Origin of the sequence: Mycobacterium sp. NPDC049093 (genome assembly GCF_040704635.1) — a bacterium.
Lineage (GTDB): Bacteria > Actinomycetota > Actinomycetes > Mycobacteriales > Mycobacteriaceae > Mycobacterium.
Map to the genome: position 1 here is coordinate 54,498 of NZ_JBEZJS010000007.1, position 20,613 is coordinate 75,110.

19 protein-coding genes are annotated in these 20,613 nt (G+C 66.1%); 16 read left to right on the forward strand and 3 right to left on the reverse strand.

Going from position 1 to position 20,613, the window contains the following annotated elements:
* The first annotated feature begins 60 nt into the window (after window positions 1-60).
* A complete protein-coding gene (locus AB0876_RS26260) occupies window positions 61-549 on the forward strand; it encodes a universal stress protein (protein ID WP_491841211.1) in 489 nt (162 codons plus the stop codon).
* Window positions 550-559: 10 nt separating this feature from the next.
* Here the strand turns inward: AB0876_RS26260 and AB0876_RS26265 are convergent, their stop codons facing one another.
* Window positions 560-1,393: an MBL fold metallo-hydrolase gene (locus AB0876_RS26265; protein WP_526043310.1), complete on the reverse strand. Its 834-nt coding sequence runs from the start codon at window positions 1,391-1,393 to the stop codon at window positions 560-562.
* Window positions 1,394-1,476: 83 nt separating this feature from the next.
* Here AB0876_RS26265 and AB0876_RS26270 point away from each other — a divergent pair, with 83 nt between their 5' ends.
* The 8 genes from AB0876_RS26270 to AB0876_RS26305 all read left to right on the forward strand — a co-directional run bounded on the left by AB0876_RS26270 (window position 1,477) and on the right by AB0876_RS26305 (window position 11,110).
* Entirely contained in the window at window positions 1,477-2,259 is a 783-nt protein-coding gene (locus AB0876_RS26270; RefSeq protein WP_491841209.1) for a FadR/GntR family transcriptional regulator, read from the forward strand.
* Window positions 2,260-2,315: 56 nt separating this feature from the next.
* On the forward strand, window positions 2,316-3,905 hold the full coding sequence (locus tag AB0876_RS26275) for a class I adenylate-forming enzyme family protein (RefSeq protein WP_526043311.1): 1,590 nt from the start codon (window positions 2,316-2,318) through the stop codon (window positions 3,903-3,905).
* Window positions 3,892-4,665 (forward strand): class II aldolase/adducin family protein, encoded by a 774-nt coding sequence (locus AB0876_RS26280; RefSeq protein ID WP_526043312.1) that lies wholly within the window; start codon window positions 3,892-3,894, stop codon window positions 4,663-4,665. The genes AB0876_RS26275 and AB0876_RS26280 overlap by 14 nt, the downstream gene beginning before the upstream one ends.
* A gap of 21 nt (window positions 4,666-4,686) precedes the next feature.
* A complete protein-coding gene (locus AB0876_RS26285; RefSeq protein WP_491841206.1) occupies window positions 4,687-5,955 on the forward strand; it encodes an amidohydrolase family protein in 1,269 nt (422 codons plus the stop codon).
* Between the two features lie 3 nt (window positions 5,956-5,958).
* Complete coding sequence (locus AB0876_RS26290) at window positions 5,959-6,918, forward strand: D-2-hydroxyacid dehydrogenase family protein (RefSeq protein WP_526043313.1); 960 nt, start codon at window positions 5,959-5,961, stop codon at window positions 6,916-6,918.
* A 277-nt stretch (window positions 6,919-7,195) separates the two neighbouring features.
* Entirely contained in the window at window positions 7,196-7,666 is a 471-nt protein-coding gene (locus AB0876_RS26295) for an MmpS family transport accessory protein (protein ID WP_491841204.1), read from the forward strand.
* Window positions 7,663-10,521: an MMPL/RND family transporter gene (locus AB0876_RS26300; RefSeq protein WP_526043314.1), complete on the forward strand. Its 2,859-nt coding sequence runs from the start codon at window positions 7,663-7,665 to the stop codon at window positions 10,519-10,521. Before AB0876_RS26295 ends, AB0876_RS26300 begins: the two co-directional genes overlap by 4 nt.
* A 22-nt stretch (window positions 10,522-10,543) precedes the next feature.
* Window positions 10,544-11,110 carry a TetR/AcrR family transcriptional regulator gene (locus AB0876_RS26305; protein WP_491841202.1) on the forward strand — a complete coding sequence of 189 codons (567 nt, stop codon included), beginning with the start codon at window positions 10,544-10,546 and terminating at the stop codon, window positions 11,108-11,110.
* A gap of 1 nt (window position 11,111) precedes the next feature.
* Here the strand turns inward: AB0876_RS26305 and AB0876_RS26310 are convergent, their stop codons facing one another.
* Window positions 11,112-11,975, reverse strand: coding sequence for an alpha/beta fold hydrolase (locus AB0876_RS26310; RefSeq protein WP_526043315.1), 864 nt, complete (start codon window positions 11,973-11,975; stop codon window positions 11,112-11,114).
* Window positions 11,976-12,062: 87 nt separating this feature from the next.
* On the reverse strand, window positions 12,063-12,548 hold the full coding sequence (locus tag AB0876_RS26315; protein ID WP_526043316.1) for a MarR family winged helix-turn-helix transcriptional regulator: 486 nt from the start codon (window positions 12,546-12,548) through the stop codon (window positions 12,063-12,065).
* 138 nt (window positions 12,549-12,686) lie between these two features.
* On the opposite strand from AB0876_RS26315, the gene AB0876_RS26320 reads away from it, so the two are divergent.
* The 7 genes from AB0876_RS26320 to AB0876_RS26350 all read left to right on the forward strand — a co-directional run bounded on the left by AB0876_RS26320 (window position 12,687) and on the right by AB0876_RS26350 (window position 20,586).
* Complete coding sequence (locus AB0876_RS26320; RefSeq protein WP_526043317.1) at window positions 12,687-13,187, forward strand: hypothetical protein; 501 nt, start codon at window positions 12,687-12,689, stop codon at window positions 13,185-13,187.
* Window positions 13,184-14,989 (forward strand): glycoside hydrolase family 15 protein, encoded by a 1,806-nt coding sequence (locus AB0876_RS26325; RefSeq protein WP_526043318.1) that lies wholly within the window; start codon window positions 13,184-13,186, stop codon window positions 14,987-14,989. Before AB0876_RS26320 ends, AB0876_RS26325 begins: the two co-directional genes overlap by 4 nt.
* The gene (locus tag AB0876_RS26330; RefSeq protein WP_526043319.1) at window positions 14,950-16,005 is read left to right on the forward strand and encodes an SDR family oxidoreductase; all 1,056 of its coding nucleotides are present in this window, start codon (window positions 14,950-14,952) and stop codon (window positions 16,003-16,005) included. Before AB0876_RS26325 ends, AB0876_RS26330 begins: the two co-directional genes overlap by 40 nt.
* Window positions 15,998-17,797: a thiamine pyrophosphate-requiring protein gene (locus AB0876_RS26335; RefSeq protein WP_526043320.1), complete on the forward strand. Its 1,800-nt coding sequence runs from the start codon at window positions 15,998-16,000 to the stop codon at window positions 17,795-17,797. The genes AB0876_RS26330 and AB0876_RS26335 overlap by 8 nt, the downstream gene beginning before the upstream one ends.
* Window positions 17,794-18,234 (forward strand): hypothetical protein, encoded by a 441-nt coding sequence (locus AB0876_RS26340; RefSeq protein ID WP_526043321.1) that lies wholly within the window; start codon window positions 17,794-17,796, stop codon window positions 18,232-18,234. The genes AB0876_RS26335 and AB0876_RS26340 overlap by 4 nt, the downstream gene beginning before the upstream one ends.
* 5 nt (window positions 18,235-18,239) lie before the next feature.
* Window positions 18,240-18,950, forward strand: coding sequence for a gluconate 2-dehydrogenase subunit 3 family protein (locus AB0876_RS26345; protein ID WP_526043322.1), 711 nt, complete (start codon window positions 18,240-18,242; stop codon window positions 18,948-18,950).
* An 85-nt stretch (window positions 18,951-19,035) separates the two neighbouring features.
* Window positions 19,036-20,586 carry a GMC family oxidoreductase gene (locus AB0876_RS26350; protein ID WP_526043447.1) on the forward strand — a complete coding sequence of 517 codons (1,551 nt, stop codon included), beginning with the start codon at window positions 19,036-19,038 and terminating at the stop codon, window positions 20,584-20,586.
* The last annotated feature ends 27 nt before the right edge of the window (window positions 20,587-20,613 follow it).

The window sequence follows — 20,613 nt, forward strand, 5'->3', positions numbered from 1 at the left end:
GCTGAAGATTGACGTGCATTAAGGTCTGTCTGTCCTGGTACCCGACAGTTCGGAGACGACATGAGCACCTATCGGACGATCGTTGTCGGGACCGACGGCTCCGACTCGTCGCTACGTGCGGTCCACCGCGCCGCCGAGATCGCCACGCAGGAGAACGCGAAGCTGATCATCGCGAGCGCTCATCAGCCCGTGGCCGAAAAGGGCGGCTGGTCGCGACCACCGTCGCCCGATCATGTGGTCGATACCCGTGCGGAGGACAGCCTCAAGAGCGAGGGCTACCGGATGCACGGCGCTGCCCCGGTCTACGAGATCCTCCAGGTGGCGCGCGACCGGGCCAAGGCCGCCGGTGCCGGGGACATCGTCGAGCGGGCGGTCGAGGGTGCGCCGGTCGACGCCCTGGTGAGACTCGCCAAAGATGTCGACGCGGATCTGATCGTCGTCGGCGACATCGGGCTGGACTCGGTCGCCGGGCGCCTGTTGGGCTCGGTGCCTGCGACCATTGCTCGTCGAGTGAAGATCGACATTCTCATCGTCCACACCGCGAACTAGGACTCCTCGCCTACATCGCCACCCACATCAGCTGGTCGTCGTCGGCGACGACGGTGCCTGCGGTCGGGGCGGCGAAGTGGGTGCCGAGCAGCAGGGCCTGTTCGCCGGCGACGCTCTGCAGTAGCCGGGCGCGGGTCACCGCAGCCGCGTCCGGATCGTCGTCGGGCAGCGCCTGTACGTCCGGATGCGTGATCTGCAGCGGATGGTGGATGACGTCCCCACTGATCACCGCCACCTCGCCGCCGGATTCGAGCCGCACCGCGGTGTGCCCCGGGGTGTGACCGGGCGTCGCGATCAGCCGGATCTCGTCGGTGATGGCGTGGTCCATCTCGGTGAGCCGCAGGACATCGTGTGCGACAAGCGGTTCGACGGTCTCGTCGGCCGCGCGGTTCGGCGCCGAGGAATGGCGCCACGACGTGTACTCGTCGGCGGTGAGGAGGTAGGTCGCGTTCGGATAGGTGGGGATCCAGGCGCCGTCGTGCCGGGTCGTGTGGCGTCCGGCATGGTCGAGGTGCAGATGGGTGCAGACGACGGTGGTCACGTCGTCGGGGGTGAATCCGACTGTGGCCAGCGACTGTCGGTACTGGTCGGGGTCGATGGGGATTTGGTAGGGCAGGTCGTGGCCTTCGCCGAAGCAGCAGTCGACCACGACGAGATCCTCACCAGATTCGATGAAGAACGACTGGATGGCCACCAGCAGATTGCCGGCGTCGTCGACGTAGTGGGGATGTAACCAGCGCGGGAGTTCCGCCGGCAGCCCGCGAAACACCCGGTCAGGCCGGGTCGGCACCACCGTCTCCAGGACGGAATGAACTGTCAGCGTGCCGATGGTCCACTTCTGCATGGCTCACCGTATGAGACAAATCATTTGGATACAAGGCTCGGCGTGGCCGCCTGAACGGTCGGTCATCTGGCACACTCGGATGCGTGGCGCAGCCAAACGTCCGGTTCCAGCGACTCGCCGAACAGGTCGCCGACCAGTTGCGGCGCCAGATCCTCACCGGGGAACTACCCGACGGCAGCATCCTGCCCAAGGAGGACGAACTTCTGGTCGAGTACCCGATCAGCAAGCCGTCCCTACGCGAGGCGATGCGCATCCTCGAGGCCGAGGGGCTGCTGACGGTACGACGCGGCAAGCTCGGCGGTGCCGTGGTTCACCGGCCCGATTCCGCAAACCTGGCCTACACCATGGGGCTGGTGCTGGGCGCCGGGCAGGTCGGGCTCGCCGATGTGGGTACCGCGCTGCTGCAGGTCGAGCCGGCCTGCGCCGCACTCTGCGCCCAACGCGCCGACCGGAAACGCACCGTCGTCCCGATTCTCCGTGAGCTACACGAAGAATCGGTCAGGTCCGTGTCAGATCTGCTGCAGGCCACCTCGGCGAGTCGGCGTTATCACGAGGCGCTGGTGCGCCACTGCGGCAACGAGACGATGATCATCCTGGCGGGCGCCTTGGAGGCTTTGTGGTCCGCCCATGAGCAAAACTGGTCGGCCCAGGTGACGGATCACTCGACGGTGCCGGTCGAGGAACGCAGAGCGGTCCTGGAAGATCACCGTCAGGTGATCGACGCGATCGATGTGGGCGACGCGCAACGGGCCCGCGATCTGGCCGCGGCGCATCTGGTCAGTGCCCAGCAGTACCCGGGTGTCGACGGCATCGTCGATCCGACGATGGTGCGCACCTGGGCGCAGTCGAGTCCGCGGCGACCGTGAGCGGGGCCGCCCCGTGCGACCGTTGACAGCGGTTCTTATTTTCATATGATTTGGTGATGAAGGCTGGCGACGCCGCGCATGCTGCCGACGCAGCCCACTACCGCACGGCCGGATGGTGGTCGGACCGCACACTCTCGCAGACCGTGCGCGAACACGCCCTCGCCCATCCCGACAAGCCGGCCTATGTCGACTACCCCAACACCACGTTCACCTGGCGCGAATTCGACCGTGCCGCATCGCTACTCGCTGCCCAACTGGCCGGCCTTGGCGTCACGCTCGGTGATCGCGTCGCGGTCTGGCACGGCGACACCGCAGCCATCCATGTGTTGTTCGTGGCGATCGAACGGTGCGGCGCCGTCGTGGTCGGGATCGGCGCCCGCGCCGGGACCCGCGAGGCCACCCAGATCCTGCGGACCACCCAGCCGCGTCTGCTGATCAGTGACGCGGCGCGGCACCCGTCGGCCCAAACCACCGTGTCCGGACTGACCGACGAGATCAGCGCGCTGGTGTTGGACGGTTTGTCCCTCGCCACTGACACCCCGTCGCGACCACCGGCCGCGGGTGTCGGCGCCGACGAGGTATTCCTGATCAACTCCACCTCGGGGACAACGGGCCTACCCAAATGCGTTGTGCATACCCAGAACCGGTGGCACTACTTTCACCAGCGGGCGGTCGCCAACGGCGCGCTGACGTCGGATGACATCTTCCTGCCCGTCATCCCAGCACCGTTCGGGTTCGGCATCTGGACCGCCCACACCACCCCGATCTACCTCGGTGCCACCACGATCCTGCTGGAAAAGTTCGACGCGAAGGCCGCATGTGAGGCGATCGCACGCCACCGGGTCAGCGTGTTGTGCTGTGTCAGTACCCAATTGATGATGATCATGGCCGACCGGGCGTCACGCGAGAACGACCTGAGCTCGCTGCGCGTGGTCTTCACCGGCGGCGAGGCTCTGCCGTACCGGCGCGCCGCCGACTTCGAGGAACTCACCGGCGCCACCATCCTGCAGTTCTACGGCTCCAACGAAACCGGTCTGCTGAGCGGGACGACACTGCAGGATTCCCGGGAACGCAGGCTGCGCACCGCCGGCCGACTGGTGCCGGAGATGGCGGTGCGCCTGTTCGATGGTGATGACGACGTGACTTCGACCGGGCGTGGACAACCGGCCTGCCGTGGGCCGGCCACCAGCCTCGGTTATCTCGGCGGGGTCGACCACGACAAGCTCTACACCCCGGACGGCTGGATGCGGATGGGCGACATCTGTGAGGTCGACGCCGAGGGCTATCTGTCGGTCACCGGCCGCACCTCGGATTTCATCGTGCGCGGCGGCAAGAACATCAGTGCGGGTGAGGTCGAGGATGCGGTGACGACGCATCCGGCCGTGGCCGTCGCGGCCGCGGTGGCCATGCCCGACCCGGTCTTCGGCGAGAAGGTCTGCATCTACGTAGAACCTGCCAATGGGCAGGCGATCGATCTCCCTGGGCTCGTCGAGCACCTCCTGGCCGAGGGCATGTCGAAGGAACTGCTTCCCGAGCAGCTCATCGTGCTCGATGAGCTGCCCCGGTCATCGGGCGGAAAGATCGCCAAAGGACAACTCCGCGAAGATATCCGGACGCGGTTGGGAGACAGCTATGAGCGTCGGTGAGATGCGCGAGGGCGGGCTGAAAGTGTGGTCTCCGTCGGTGACCCCGCCGATCGGGGTCGACCTGACCGAGGAGCAGACGCTGGCCGTGGCGTTCCGGCACCTTGCCGGTATCGGATTCGCCGAGAACATGGCCGGCCACATCACCTGGCAGCCCGAAGGCCGCACCGAGATGCTGGTCAATCCGTGGGGCCTGTGGTGGCAGGAGCTCACCGCATCCGACATCTGCGTCGTCGACGAGGATGCGCACGTGGTGCGGGGACGCTGGGATGTCACCCCGGCCATCCACATCCACACCGAACTGCACCGCAGGCGCGCCGACGCCCGCGTCGTGATCCACAACCATCCCTATTACGTGAGCCTCATCGCGGCGCTGGGAAAGCTGCCGGACCTGGTGCATCAGACCGGGTCGCTGTTCCTCGACGACATGTGTCTGGTCGAAACCTATGACGGTGAGGTCGATTCGGCGCCGCGGGCCAGTGAACTCGCCGAGCGGATCGGCAGTGCGAATCTCACCATCCTGGCCAATCACGGCGTCATCACCACCGGAGGCACCGTGGCCGAGGCGGTGTACCGGGCCGCATCGATCGACCGGGTGTGCAAGCTGGCCTACCAGGTGATGCTGACCGGCCGCGAGCCCACCGCGATGAATCGGTCCGACATGTACGGCATGAAGGCCTCGCTCATCGAGCGGGCCGCCGATGTGTACTGGGCCGGAGCGGCCCGCATGACCATGAAGGCCGACCCTGAAGTTCTGACCTGAGACAGCAAGGAGATTCAGCCCATGAAGTCCATCGACGAACTCGCCGGCAATCTCGACTTCACCACCGCGCAGAAGGGGTCGGAACGCACGGTCACGTTTCTGCCGGAACCCGAACGGGCCGAACGCCTCTACACCGTGATCTCCGTCGACGATCACATCGTCGAGCCGCCCGACACCTTCACCGGCCGCGTGCCCCGCAAGTTCGCCGACCGTGCCCCGAAGGTGGTCGATACCGAGAACGGCGGGCAGACCTGGATGTACGACGGGCAGTCGCTGCCCAACGTGGGATTCAACGCCGTTGTGGGACGGCCCGTGGACGAGTATGGTTTCGAGCCCGCCCGTTTCGACGAGATGCGCCGCGGCGCCTGGGACATTCACGAGCGCGTCAGGGACATGGACCTCAACGGCGTGTACGCCTCGCTCAACTTCCCGTCGTTCCTGCCCGGGTTCGCCGGCCAACGGCTGCAGCAGGTGACCAAGGACCGGGACCTGGCGATGGCGGCCGTGCGGGCCTGGAACGACTGGCACCTCGAAGCGTGGGCCGGGGCCTACCCCGATCGGATCATCCCGTGCCAGCTGCCATGGCTGCTCGACCCCGAGGTCGGCGCGCAGATGATCTACGAAAACGCCGAACGCGGCTTCCACGCCGTGACGTTCAGCGAGAACCCGGCCATGCTCGGGCTGCCGACCATCCACTCCGGGTACTGGGAACCGATGATGGCGGCGTGCGCCGAGACAGGCACCGTGGTCAACCTGCACATCGGCTCCTCCGGTTCGGCGCCGTCCACCACCGACGACGCACCACCGGACGTGCAGGGTGTGCTGTTCTTCGCCTACGCCATCACCGCCGCGGTGGACTGGCTGTACTCGGGTCTGCCCAGCCGGTACCCCGATCTCAAGATCTGCCTGTCGGAGGGCGGAATCGGTTGGGTCGCAGGGCTACTCGACCGGCTCGACCACATGCTCAGCTACCACCAGATGTACGGAACCTGGAAGGCGTTGGGCGAAACCCTCTCCCCCGCCGAGGTGTTCACCAGGAACTTCTGGTTCTGCGCGGTCGAGGACCAGTCGTCGTTCATCCAGCACGAGCGCATCGGCACCGGCAACATCCTGCTCGAAGCCGACTACCCCCACTGCGATTCAACCTGGCCGCACACCCAGCGCATCATCCACGAACAGATCCAGGGCCTGCCCGCCGAGGTGATCCGGAAGATCACCTGGGAGAACGCCTCCCGGCTCTACCAGCATCCGGTGCCGCCGGCCGTGCAGAACGACCCGAACGCCTACTGAGCGATGACCGAACCGCTGCGCATCGCCGTCCTCGACGACTACCAGGGCATCGCCGACACCGTCGACTGGTCACCGATCCCCCGCCCGGTGCAGATCACCGCCCTCAGGAAACACGTCACGCCCGGCCCGGCATTGGTCGAGACCCTGGCCGACCATGAGGTCGTCGTCGCGATGCGGGAACGTACCCCGCTCGACGGAGCACTGCTCGCCGAGCTGCCCGCGCTCAAACTGCTCGTGACGACCGGGCCTTTCAACGCCGCGATCGACGTCGCCGCGGCAGGGCGCCTCGGCATCACGGTCTCGGGCACCGGCGGTGCCGTCACCCCGACCGTCGAACACACCTGGGCACTCATCCTGGGGCTGCAGCGCCACCTGACCACCGAGGATCAGCGCATCCGCGACGGGCTGTGGCAGAGCACCATCGGCACCGACCTGCACGGGGCGACCCTCGGCCTGGTCGGGGTGGGCCGGATCGGCAGCCGGGTCGCCGCCATCGGCAAGGCCTTCGGCATGGAGGTCATCGCATGGAGCCCCAACCTCACCGACGAGCGCGCTGCCAAGGCCGGTGTCGCACGGGTGGACCGCGACACCCTGTTCGCAGACGCCGACGTGGTGTCGCTGCACATGGTGCTGGCCGATTCGACCCGTGGACTGGTGGGCCGCGCCGAGCTGGCCGCGATGAAGCCGACCGCGATCCTGGTGAACACCTCGCGAGGCGGCCTCATCGATGAGCCGGCCCTCGTCGAAGCCCTGCACAGCAACCAGATTCGCGGTGCAGCGCTCGACGTCTACCAGCACGAGCCGCTACCGGCGGGCAACCCACTGACGTCCTTGCCCAACACGCTGCTGACGCCGCACCTCGGCTACGTCACCCACACCGTCATGTCCATCTTCTACCGCGACATCGTCGAGGACATTGCCGCCTACTGTGCCGGCGCCCCTGTGCGACTGCTGACCGCGTAGGGGCGTCACAGGTCCGAGGCGGCTCTCGATTGCGGCGGCAAACCGCGAACAGTGTCGACGGGCTTCCTAGGCCGTCCACTTCGACGCCCAATCTTGTTCGCTGGAGCCAGATCCCGGAGGCCGTGTGCGCTGCACACTCCCTCGTGGGGGGCTAAAAATTCCGTTTGGGAAGTAACTGTGAGGAAGATCAAAATTCCTTAATGGAACGTTGTCGATCCACTAAGGGCCTGTTACGTTCAGCCGATCAAAACGCGGTCGGATGGGGTTTTCCGTCGGCATGCGCCGAACCGGAGAGGTGGATTTTGCCGTGGCTACGCTATTTCGGCTCGCCAAACGCTTCTGGATTCCCTTGGTGTTGGTGGCAGCGCTTGCCGTCAGCGGCTTCGCGATGAACCGGATGCACGGCATCTTCGGGACCCACATCAACACCGATCCCGGTCAGTCGGCCGGGGACGACATCGTCGAGTTCAACCCCAAGCGCGTCGTCTATGAGATCGAGGGCCCGAGCGGGACCAGCGGGCACGTCAGCTTCCTGGATGCCGACGCCCAACCGCACACCGAGAGTTTCAGCACGCTGCCCTGGCGGCACGAGGTGGTCACCACCTTGCCGACAGTGTTCGCGAATGTGGTTGCACAAGGAGATAGCAACGTGATCACCTGCCGGATCATCGTCAACGGCGACGTGCGTGACGAGCAGACCGTGAACCAGCACGACGCCCAGGCCTTCTGCTTGGACAAGGCCGCATGAGCAACCACGCCGCCACCCCTGAACACAAGGGCATCGCCCGCGTCATCCGCGTGGCCGCGATCCCGATCATCCTGGCGTGGGTCATCCTCGTCGTCGTCCTGAACGCGCTGGTCCCCCAGCTCGAGGTCGTCGGACACGAGCACGCCGTGTCGCTGTCGCCACAGGACGCACCGGCGTTGGTGGCGATGAAGAAGATCGGCGAGCGCTTCGACCAATTCGACTCGGACACCATCGCGATGGTGGTGCTGGAGGGCGACCAGCCGCTGGGCACCGAAGCCCATCACTACTACGACGAACTGGTTCGCACGCTTCAGGCCGATACCGAACACGTTCAGCACGTACAGAACTACTGGGGCGACCTGATCACCGCTGCCGGTTCGCAGAGCACCGACGGCAAGGCCGCCTACGTACAGGTCAACCTCGCCGGCAACCAGGGCGAGACGCTGGCCAACGAATCGGTCGCCGCAGTACGCAAGATCATCGACGACTCGCACCCGCCTGCCGGCGTGAAAGCCTATGTCACCGGCCAAGGTCCGCTCACCACGGACATGAACGAGGCCGGCGACAAGAGCATGGTCAAGATCACCTTCGTCACGATCGCGGTGATCGCGGTGATGCTGATCGTCGTCTACCGGTCGTTCGCCACCATGCTGCTGATGCTGATCGTGGTGCTGTTGGAGATGTCGGCCTCGCGTGGTGTGGTGGCCGCGATCGGCCACGCCGGGATGCTCGGTTTGTCGACATTCTCGGTGAGCTTGCTGACCTCGTTGGCCATCGCGGCCGGCACCGACTACGCCATCTTCCTCGTCGGCCGGTATCAGGAGGCCAGACAAAAGGGCCAGGAGCGAGAAGAGGCCTATTACACCGCATTTCACGGTGTCGGCCACGTCATCCTCGGTTCCGGTCTCACCGTTGCCGGCGCCATGCTCTGCCTGCACTTCACCCGCTTGAACTACTTCAGCTCCATGGGTGTCCCCAGCGCCATCGGCATGTCCGTGGTGGTGCTGGCCTCTCTCACGCTCGCACCGGCGATGCTGGTGGTCGGCAGCCGGTTCGGCTTGCTCGACGCCAAGCGCGAGATCCGCTCGCGGGGTTGGCGCAGGCTCGGCACTTCGGTGGTGCGCTGGCCGGTGCCGATTCTGGCCGCCGCCATCGCCGTGGCGCTCGTCGGACTGCTGGCGCTGCCCGGCTACAAGACGTCCTACAACGAGCGGCTCTACATCCCCAAGGATCTGCCGTCCAACGTCGGATATGCCGCCGCTGAACGACATTTCACGTCCGCCCGGATGAATCCAGATCTGCTGCTCGTGGATGCGGGCCGGGATCTGCGCAACCCGGCCGACATGATCGTGCTGGACAAGATCGCTCGTGAGCTGATCCGCGTTCCCGGCATCGCCCGCGTGCAGAGCATCACCCGACCGCTGGGCCGTCCCATCGCGCACAGCTCGGTGCCCTTCCAGGTGAGCATGCAATCGGTGTCGATGACCGAGAACCTGCAGTTCCTCCGTGAGCGCATGGGCGACATGAACACGCTGACCGATGATCTCGGCCGAATGATCGTGATCATGGAGAACATGCTGGGTCTGATGAACCGGATGACCGGCATCACCCACGAACTCACTGCAAGCATGAACGACATGCAGGCCAGCACCAACGAAATGCGGGATCACATGGCTGATTTCGACGATTTCATGCGGCCGATGCGGAACTACCTGTACTGGGAACCGCACTGCTACGACATCCCGATGTGCCAATCCATGCGCTCACTGTTCGACGGGCTCGACGGCATCGACACCATGACCGAAACCCTCGCGGAATCGGTGAAGAACATGAACGAGATGGACCAGCTGATGCCGCAGCTGGTGGCGCAACTACCGCCGATGATCGCCATCTCGAAGTCCATGCAGGGCACCATGAAGACGATGTTCAGCACGTTCAACGGGCTGGTCGACCAGATTGGCAAGATGACCGACACGGCATCGGTGATGGGTCAGGCATTCGACGACGCCCGCAATGACGATTCGTTCTACCTGCCGCCCGAAGCATTCGACAACCCGGACTTCAAGCGCGGGCTTGACCTGATGGTCTCGCCAGACGGCCAGGCCGCGCAGTTCATCATCACCCACGACGTGGATCCGGCTACCTCCGAAGGCATTTCGCACGTCGACCCGCTCCTGAAGACGGCGCGCGAAGCGATCAAGACGACGCCGCTGGCCGACGCCAAGATCTACCTCGGCGGCACCGCGGCCACCTACAAGGACATCCAGGTCGGCGCGCAGTGGGATCTGCTGATCTCGGCCTGCGGCGCGATCACGTTGATCTTCATCGTCATGCTGTTGATCACCCGCGCCCTGATCGCATCGTTCGTGATCGTCGGCACCGTGATCCTGTCCCTGGCAGCGTCGTTCGGCCTGTCGGTGCTGGTGTGGCAGTACCTGCTCGGAATCGATCTGCACTGGATGACGCTGGCGTTCTCGGTCATCATCCTGCTGGCGGTCGGATCCGACTACAACCTGCTGGTGGTCTCCCGGATGAAGGAAGAGGTCAGCGCGGGCATCAACACCGGCATCATCCGGGCCATGGGCGCCACGGGCGGCGTGGTGACCGCCGCCGGCCTCGTGTTCGCCTTCACGATGGCTTCGATGGCCACCAGTGATCTGATCGCGATCGGCCAGGGCGGCACCACCATCGGCCTGGGCCTGCTGTTCGACACCCTCGTCGTTCGCTCGCTGATGACTCCCACGATTGCCGCGATCCTCGGCCGCTGGTTCTGGTGGCCGCTGCCGATACGCCAGCGGCCGGCGCGTTTCCTCTCCGATCGGACCACACCGATACCGGTGACGAGAATGTCGTGACCCGCGTCGATACCATCGACGCATGAGCACAGGCGAGCTCTCGGCCACCCAGGCGCGCACCCGTGGTGCGATCATCGAGGCCGCCGCCGCAGTCCTAGCTGACGACCGGACCGCGACGTTGCCCGATATCGCCAAGGCGGCCGGGGTCGGCCGCACCACGGTGCACCGCTACTTTCCCGACCGGGAATGCCTGATCAACGCGACGATTCTCGACTCGGTACAGGTCGTGACCAGCGCCGTGGCCGCTGCCGCACCCGAGGATGGCTGCGCGGTCGACGCCATGCGACGCGTCATCAACGCGATGATCTCGGTCGGTAACCGGCTGCTGTTCCTGTTCGACGACCCGAACGTTCTGCGCGGACTGCCACCCGAGGCGGTACCGGACAACAGCTATCTGACCAGCCTGATCGAACGCGGCCAGGCCGAGGGTGTGTTCGATCCGGAGTCGAGCACCCAGTGGCTCGAACACGCGCTCTACGGTCTGGTGATGTGGGCCTGTCAGGACTCCAAGGACGGCCTCATGCCGCAGCATGCGGCCGCACCCGCCGTCATCCGCACCTTCGAGCGCGGCGTGCGTTGCCGCGACTGACTCAGTGCGCCCCTCGCTGCGCCCCGAACTCCTCGGCGAGGAACGCCAGCAGCACGTCGTTGAACTCTCCGGCATGGCTGATCGGGATCCCGTGGGGTCCACCGGCGATGACGTGAAGGCGGCTGTCGCGCAACGTCTCGTGAGTGCGTAGCCCGGACCCCTCGAACGGCACAGTTGTGTCGGCATCTCCGTGAATCACCAGACTGGGCACCGTGACTCGAGGCAGGTCCTCGCGGAAGTCGGTATTGCCGAAGGCGGTGAGACAGGCGAGTGCGGCGTGCTTGTTGGCCTGGCCGCACATCGCCAGTGTCTGCCGGCGTTGATCCTCGTCGATCACCAATTGTCCGTTGACCGAGAAGACGTCGGTCATCAACTGGTCGTAGAAGGCATCCTGGTTCTTCGTCAGCGACATCGCCATCTGGGCCGCCTCCGCCTTACCCAGCGGTCCGTCGGGATTGTCGCGAGAATGCAGCATGTAGGGAGTCACCGACGACGCAAACACCGCACTGCGCACCCGTGCGGTGCCCTTGCGGGCGCAATAGCTGGCCACTTCTCCCCCACCCATCGAGAAGCCGACCAGTGTCGCATCGTGCAGATCCATTTCCTCCATCAGTACCGACAGGTCATCTGACAGGGATTCGTAGGTGTATCCCACCAACGACGTATCGCTGCGACCAAAGCCTCGGCGGTCATAGGTGATCACCCGGTAGCCGGCCGCCGCCAGCGCCTCGACCTGTGGAGCCCAGGACTCCCCGGTGAGCGGCCAGCCATGGATCAACACCACAGGCCGCCCGTCACCGCCGGTGTCCTCGACGTGCAGATCGATCGATCGAAGCAGACCGCGATATGCGGTGATCGCCGTCATGGGCAGCATCCCTCCAGCCGTCTCGGTATCCGGTCAGCTCAGTGCATTACCCGGTCGCCTCCGGCCGAAACCTCCGTCGCAACAGGCTCACGCCCGGTCGGCCACGCCCGGCTTGTCGCTGTCTGCCAGTTCGCGGAACGCCGCGGTGAAGACTGTCGCGCCGCGGAGAAGGTCGTCGCGCTCACGGCGCCCGATTGCCGCGGTCACGTCCCGGAAGAGCGCGACACGATGAGCGACGAGATCCTGCAGGATGGCTCGGCCGTCGTCGGTCAGGTCCAGCCGGGTGGCCCGGCGGTTCTGCGGGGAGACGCCCCGGCTGATCAGCCCGGCCTCGGCCAGCCGGTCGGCGAGACGGCTTGCCGTCGACACGGCCACCTGGAGATCTTGAGCCAGCTCGCTGACCAGGCACGGACCGATCCGTCCCAACGACTGCAGAGCTCGCAGCGAGGACAGTCCGATGCGTTTCTCGAAATGCTCAAGGGCCATGACGTTGACCGCGAGAAGGCCGCGCGTGGCGCGTTCGAGCCGCACGGCGTAGTCGTCGGCGTCGTCCACCCCGTGGGGGTCGGTCATCGAGGAGTCGGCTTTCACTATTCGCACAGCTTACTTGCAGTTCGCAAATTATGCGGCTCGCATAACTTGCCGGTTTGGACCACCGCGGCAATGGAAACCCTTGCGCTATCCCCCACCCAATACTCGAAGCGGAGGGCAATGTCTCGAGATCGTCGCAGTGCAACAGCCGACGTGGGACGGCTGCGCCGGGTGAGCCTGAATCCGTCGCACTGGCGTCAGGCGCGGTGGATGTTGCGCGGTGAGGCCGTACCTGCGATCGCCATCGGAATCGCCGGACTGGTCGACACTTACCTCGGACCGTCCTGGCTTCCGCTGACCCCCGCGTTGAGCGGGACCCTGCTCGCCATCGGGGTCGCGGCGGCGATCGCATCGGCGTGGCGACGCGTTGCCGTGTACTTCACCGCAGCACTCGCCACCGCGTCGTTGTTCTTGGTGATCATCTCGGCGGTCGCGGCCGCCCACCACCAACCCGGCCCGCTGGCCCTCACCAACGCCGCCATCCTGCTGTGGGCACTGCTGTTCTGCTATCACGTCGCGGTCGGAATGTGGCTGGTACCAGACCGCATCGGCGGACCGGCCTGGGTTCCGCGGCGGAACGCATCCCGCACTCCACGCGGCGCCTCTGGATACCGACCATGACCGGGCGAATCTACGAACCGCACGTGTTGCGGGAGTACGCATTGTTGGCCGACGGGCACCGCGGAGCGCTGATCGGACCCAGTGGCGACGTGTGCTGGATGTGCGCCCCCGGATGGGACGACGACGCGGTGTTCGCGTCCCTGATCGGCGGACGAAGCGTTTTCGCGATAACTCCCAGCGAGCAGTTCGTCTGGGGTGGGCATTACGAGGAAGGCAGTCTGATCTGGCGATCCCGCTGGGTCACCCGCGACAGCATCATCGAGTGCCGCGAAGCCCTCGCCTTTCCTGGTGACGTGCGGCGAGCGGTTCTGCTGCGCAGGCTCACGGCGGTTCGCGGGGACGCCCGTGCCGAGGCGGTGTTCTCACCGGCGGCCCGCTTCGGGCAGCGGGCCATGACGCACGTCGCCCGCGACCACGAGGACCGCTGGCATGCCATGGTCGGAGAGTTGCAGATGCGGCTGACGGGACTGCCGCACGCCGCGGTGTCCCGTGATCGCGGGGTCTCCCTGAACGCCGAACTCCACGTTCCTGAAGGCGCGTTCGTCGACCTCATCGTGGAACTGTCGGTCCCGGGCCCTGCCGGTCCGCCCCCTGACCCCGACGTGCTGTGGGCACGCACCGAAACCCACTGGCGCGCAGAAGTTCCCGCGCTGAGCATGAGCATCGCGCCCCGGGACGCCCGGCACTCCTACGCGGTGCTGCGAGGCATGACGCCTCCCGGCGGGGGAACTGTGGCGGCGGCGACGATGAGCCTGCCCGAACGCGCCGATGCCGGCCGCAACTACGACTACCGCTACGTGTGGATCCGCGATCAGTGCTACGTCGGACAGGCTGCGGCCGTCGATGCCGCGCATCCCCTGCTCGATGATGCGGTGGGCTTCATCGCCCGGCAGTTGCTCGCCGACGGCGCGGATCTCAAACCGGTGTACACGGTCAACGGTGGGCCCGTCCCCGACGAACGCTCGCTGCGGCTGCCCGGATACCCAGGCGGTTCCGACGTTCTCGGAAACCGCGCCCACAGTCAGTTCCAGTTGGACATCTTCGGTGAGGCGCTGTTGTTGTTCGCTGCATCGGCCCGCCACGGCCACATCGACGGGCCGTTGCTCCGCGCCGTCAGTGCAGCCATCGACGCCATCGGATCGCGATGGCGTGAACCGGATGCCGGTATCTGGGAAATCGAGACCCAGCGGTGGGCGCACTCACGGCTGATGTGCGTGGCCGGGCTACGGGCGATCGCGCCGTACGTCCGGGGATCCGAAGCCGCCTCGGTCGAGTCGCTGGCCGATGCCATTCTCGCCAGCTGTGCGGACTGCCATCACCCGAGCGGCCGCTGGCAACGCGCACCCGACGACCCGCGGGTAGACGCGGCGCTGCTGATCGCCGCGATCCGCGGCGCGATACCGGTGGACGACCCGCGCAGCATCGGCACGCTGCGCGCGATCGCCTCCGAACTCACCGATGACGGCTTCGTCTACCGGTTCCGCCACGACGATCGTCCATTGTCCGCCACCGAGGGTGCATTTGTGTTGTGCGGCTTCTGGTCTGCCGTGGCCAACCACCAGCTGGGCAATGCGGTGATCGCCGGACGCTACTTCGAACGCAACCGCGCGGCCTGTGGGCCCCCGGCGCTGCTCTGCGAAGAGTACGACGTGATCGAACACCAGCTTCGAGGCAACATCCCGCAGGCATTCGCCCACGCACAGCTCATCGAAACGTCGCTCCGGCTGGGCGGGGAGCCCGCCGTCCACGGAGAGGAGTCACCGTGTCCACCAGATCATCTCGATCGCATCGCACCGTCGTGATCACCGGGGCCAGCGCCGGCGTCGGCCGCGCAGCGGCCCGGGCATTCGGGGCTCGCGGCGACCGCGTCGCGCTCCTGGCACGCGGCGAGGCCGGCCTGACGGCCGGCGCCGAGGAAGTCGAAAAGTCCGGCGGGAAAGCCATTCCCATCGTCACCGACGTGTCCGACCCGGATCAGGTCGACGCGGCGGCGGCCAGAGCCGAGGACGCTTTCGGGCCCATCGATGTCTGGGTCAACTCCGCGTTCTGTTCGGTCTTCGCTCCATTCGTCACCATCACCCCCGAGGAGTTCCGGCGGGTCACCGAGGTCACCTACCTCGGATTCGTATACGGGACCATGGCCGCACTGGCTCGCATGCGTCCCCGCGATGCGGGGACGATCGTCCAAGTCGGCTCGGCCCTCAGTGTTCGGTCTATTCCGCTGCAGTCGGCATACTGCGGCGCCAAGCACGGCATCAACGGTTTCACCGAGTCACTGCGCACCGAACTGCTGCACGAGCACAGCAACGTTCACGTCACCGTGGTGCAGATGCCCGCCTTGAACACTCCGCAGTTCTCCTGGGTTCGGTCGCGGCTTCCCAACCGGCCACAGCCGGTCCCACCCATCTATCAGCCCGAAATCGCCGCAAAAGCAATTGTTTTCGCGGCCGACCATCCGAAACGGAAAGAATACTGGCCCGGAATCAGTACCGCCGCGACCATCATGGGCCAACGGCTGATGCCGGCCCTGCTGGACAGATACCTGGCCAGAACGGGTTACGACAGCCAACAGACCGACGAACCAGCAGACGACCAGCGGCCGGACAACCTGTTCTCCCCGCTGGACGATGCGGCCGGAACCGACCACGGCGCGCACGGAACTTTCGACAGCCGGGCGCACCGACGCTCACCGCAGCAGTGGCTCACCCAGCACGTGCGCCCGGTCGGGGCTGTGGCTGCCGGTGCGGCCGCGATGGCCGCGGCCGGCTGGAACCTACGACACCTCAACGAATCCGATCAAGGGAGTGCTCATGTCTGACACAGTCGGCGACGTCCTGCTGGCCCGCTTGCGCGAGTGGGGGGTATCGCAGGTCTTCGGTTATCCAGGTGACGGGATCAACGGCCTCCTCGCGGCGTGGCAACGCGCGGAGAACCGGCCGCAGTTCGTGCAGGCCCGCCACGAGGAGATGGCCGCATTCGAAGCAGTCGGGTTCGCCAAATTCTCCGGCCAGGTGGGAGTGTGTGTCGCGACCAGCGGCCCGGGCGCCGTCCACCTGCTCAATGGTCTGTACGACGCCAAACTCGACCACGTTCCGGTAGTGGCCATCGTGGGGCAGACCGAGCGCTCCGCCATGGGCGGCTCCTACCAGCAGGAAATCGATCTGCTCAGCCTCTACAAGGACGTGTGCAGTGATTACATCCAGATGTACACCGTTCCACAACAATTGCCGAATCTGATCGACCGTGCCATCCGTATTGCCCTCAGCGCCAAATCTCCGACCGGCATCATCGTGCCCTCCGACGTGTTCGACCTCGAATACCAGCCGCCCGCGCATGCCTTCAAGCAAGTTCCGTCCAGCATGGGCATGTCAGCGTCGCGAGTCACTCCCGACGAGGACGCGGTGCGCCAAGCCGCCGACCTGCTCAACTCGGGCAGCAAGGCGGCGATGTTGGTGGGTCAGGGCGCACGGGGTTGCGAGGCCGAACTCACCGAGGTGGCCGACCTGTTGGGCGCGGGCGCCGCAAAAGCACTGTTGGGGAAGGATGTTCTTCCTGACGATCTTCCGTGGGTCACAGGCTCCATCGGCCTGCTGGGAACCACGGCCAGCTGGTATCTGATGTCGCACTGCGACACCCTGCTCACCGTGGGATCCAACTTTCCCTACACCCAGTTCCTGCCCGATCTGGACCAGGCGCGCGCGGTCCAGATCGACCGCTCCGGTGCATGGATCGGCATGCGCTATCCCTACGAGCTCAACCTCGTCGGCGACGCCAAGGCAACACTGCAGGCCTTGATTCCGTTGCTGCGCCGCCAATCCGACCGCTCATGGCGCGAGCGCATCGAGGACCACGTCTCCAGCTGGTGGACCACGGTGCAACGTACCGCGATGACGAGTGCCGACCCGGTCAACCCCATGCGGATCTTCTGGGAGTTCTCCCAGCGCATTCCTTCCGATGCCATCGTCACGGCGGATTCCGGTTCGGCGGCGAACTGGTATGCCCGGCACGTCAAATTCCCGGCCGGAGTTCGCGGTTCGCTCTCGGGCACGCTGGCCACCATGGGGCCGGGGGTGCCCTATGCCATCGGTGCGAAGTGGGCCCACCCCGAGCGGCCTTCCATCGCGTTCGTCGGCGACGGAGCCATGCAGATGAACGGTATGGCCGAGCTGATCACCATCGCCAAGTACTGGCACCAGTGGGCAGATCCCCGCTTGGTCATCGCAGTGCTGCACAACAACGATCTCAACCAGGTCACCTGGGAGATGCGGGCCATGCAGAACTCCCCCAAGTTCCCGCAATCGCAGGATCTTCCGGACGTGGACTACGCCGCCTTCGCCCGCAGCCTCGGACTGCACGGCACCAACATCGACGATCCCGACGCACTCGGAGGAGCCTGGGACCAGGCCCTCGGCGCCGATCGCCCCACCGTGCTCGACGTGCGGTGCGATCCCGACGTGCCACCGATCCCGCCGCACGCCACCTATGACCAGGCCAAGTCTCTGGTCGAGGCGGTCATCGGCGGCGACGAAGATGCCAAGGGTTTCATCAAGCAGGGCGTCAAGCAGAAACTGCAGCAGTACCTTCCGCATGAGAAGCGGGACCGGCCATGAACCCCGTCGCGGCCGCCCTGCGGGCGGTTCGGACCGGCCGCTTCGAGCGCACGTTGTCGATGCTCACCGCCGCAGGCGCTGCCATCACCACCGCCGAGATCTACCTGTCTCACGATGCGGCGAGCTTCGGCAACCGGATGATGTACTGGCCGGTGTTCATCGTGCCGACCGCCGTGCCGGCCGGGGTGGCGTCGTTCTTCTCCGCCCGCGCCGCGCACACCGTGCTTCCCGCCGCCAGCGCCCTGATCGTCGCCAACGGTCTGCAGGGGACGTATCTGCATCTGCGGGGAGTCCGGCAGCGCCCAGGCGGGGTGACGCGTTACAACCTGGAATCCGGTCCTCCGACGTTCGCTCCCCTGTTGGCGTCGCTGGTCGGTGGTATGGGACTGCTGGCCGCGGTGCTGCGTCGTGAGCAGATCCCGGGCGACGGGGGTTGAGGCCCATGCGGTTTCGCACTCCGGACCGCCACGGCATCACACCTCAAGGCCGCGGCAGGTTCGCCGACTTCGACGTGTTGGCCCGAGCCGACGACTGGGATCAGGTGACGGCCGGCGCGGTGCTGTCCCGACTGGCGCTTCCCGCGGGCCTGGCCTTCTTCACCCCGGCCGAGGTCGCGGTGGCCAAGCCGATGCTGGACCTGCTGCTGGCCCAGGACGACGAACCGCGCGTCCCGGTGCTGGCCATGATCGACGCCCGGTTGGCCACCGACGAAACCGACGGTTGGCACTACGACGACATGCCTGAGGACGGGCAGGCCTGGCGGGACAGTCTGGCCTGTCTGGATGCCGACGCCTGCGGGCACTACGGGGCGGGTTTCGCCGAACTGGACCGTCACCGTCAGGCCCGGCTGCTGCAGGATGTCCAAGACCTGGCCACGCGCGGTGATCGGTGGCACAAAACATCGGCGTCCCATGTCTGGAGTCTGTGGACTCGCTTCGCCTGCACCGCGTTCTACTCGCATCCATGGGCCTGGAACGAGATCGGCTTCCCCGGTCCGGCCTACCCGCGCGGATATCTCAACCCCGGCATCAACGCCCGCGAACGATTCGAGGTGGGTGATCACCACCCAGCCGACCCGGTTCCGTTCGCCGGCCGCGTCGAGCGCGCCCGCCGTCTCGACGACGATCTGCCCGACCGGAGCTCAGATGGATAGCCTGAGCGAGGTCCGCCACCGCAATGCCTCAGCCTGGCTCATCCCCAACGACGGGTCCCGCACCAATCACCGGCTGAGAGCCGATATGCGCCGCTACGGCACCGACGACGAGGTCGACGTGGTGATCGTCGGCGCCGGCGCCGGGGGCGCGACTCTGGGCCAACGGCTGGCACGGGCCGGCTGGACCGTGGTGCTGATCGACGCCGGCCCGTTTTGGAACCCCGATACGGACTGGGTCAGTGACGAACGAGGATCCCACGGGCTGTATTGGACAGACCCGCGCCAGATCGGTGGCGCGAATCCGGTTCCCTTGGGCTCGAACAATTCTGGACGCGGCGTGGGCGGTTCGATGGTGCACTACGCCGGCTACACGCCCCGCTTCCATCCGTCTGACTTCCGCACCCACAGTCTTGACGGGGTCGGTGCAGACTGGCCGATCGGCTACGGGGATCTCCGTCGCTACTACGAGCAGATCGAGGCCGAACTTCCGGTCGCGGGACAGGACTGGCCGTGGGGTGACCCCCACGCGTACCCGCACAGCCCGCACCCGGTGAGCGGCAATGGACTGGTGGCCCTCCGCGGAGCGCGCAGCCTCGGAATCGAGATGCGGGTCGGGCCCGTGGCGATTCCCAACGGGCGCTTCGGTAACCGGCCGCACTGTATCTACCGCGGCTTCTGCATCCAGGGCTGCAAGGTCAATGCCAAGGCCAGTCCGTTGATCACCCACATCCCCGATGCCCTGGCCCACGGGGCCGAAGTCCGGCCCGACAGCCATGTCACCCGAGTCCTGGTGGACGACCGGCAGAGACGGGCCACCGGCGTCGAGTACCTGCACGACGGAACCCTGCACCGGCAATGTGCGCACGCTGTCGTGGTCGCGGGGTACGCCATCGAAACCCCTCGACTGCTGATGCTTTCGGCCACCGACGGCTATCCGGAAGGACTCGGCAATGAGAACGACCAGCTCGGGCGGAACGTCATGGTGCAGGGAGCCCCACAGGTGGCCGGGCGCTTCGACGACGAGATCCGGATGTACAAGGCACCGCCGCCGGAAGCCAGCACCGAACAGTTCTACGAAACCGATCCGACGAAGCCGTACCGACGCGGGTTCTCTGTCCAGAACGTCAGTCCCTTGCCAATCACCTGGTCTGAACATGTTGCAGCCCAGGGACACTGGGGAAAGACACTTCGCGAGTACATGCGTGACTACATCCACTGGGCGACCTTGGGCGCCCTGTGCGAACTGCTCCCCCAGCCGGACAACCGGGTGACTCTGTCAGACGAGAAGGACCGCCACGGACTGCCGGTGGCGCATTTCAGCTACAGCCAGTGTGACAACGACAAGTCACTCATCGCCGCTGCCTCCGAGGTGATGTCCAACATGCTGCGCGCCGCCGGCGCAGAGGAAGTGATCGCCATCGAACGCTATGCCCACCTGGTGGGCGGTGCGCGGATGGCAGCCCGGCCCGAGGACGGTGTGATCGACAGTGAGCACAGGGTCTTCGGTGTGAACCAGCTCTACGTGGTGGACGGCAGTGTGATGCCCACCCAAGGCGCGGCAAACCCCGCCTTGACCATCATGGCTCTGGCCGCCCGCGCGGCTGATCTCATGGCCGGACACGCCGCGCGAACCTGAACCTGCTTCCGTAAAAGGTCGGCACAC